The sequence below is a fragment of the Peribacillus sp. SIMBA_075 genome (assembly GCF_046534585.1).
Window position 1 is genome coordinate 1 of the sequence record NZ_JAWRYN010000673.1, and the last position, 269, is coordinate 269.

Annotated in this window: 1 protein-coding gene; it reads right to left on the reverse strand. The window is 42.8% G+C overall.

Going from position 1 to position 269, the window contains the following annotated elements:
- Positions 1–76: IS1 family transposase (locus SB775_RS29880; RefSeq protein ID WP_410864867.1), on the reverse strand; the 76-nt coding region annotated here is incomplete at its 3' end.
- Between the last annotated feature and the right edge of the window lie 193 nt (positions 77–269).

A 269-nucleotide genomic window follows, 5' to 3' on the forward strand; every position in this document is an offset into this window, starting at 1 on the left:
CGGCAGTGCTTTTGCCGTTACGCACCACGCCTTCAGTAGCGGAGCAGGAAGGGCATCTGATGGAAATGGAAACCACGCAAGCACCTTAAAATCACCATCATACACTAAATCAGTAAGTTGGGAGCATTACCTAATTCTGCACCCTGAATATGGTTACTTTAAGCCTAAGGCTGTTACTTACATTAAACTCCTGAAAGCCCGCTCATCACCTCCTTGTAGTTTTGACAAGGAGCAGGATTTTTATTGTTCAATAATTTGAACCAAAATAT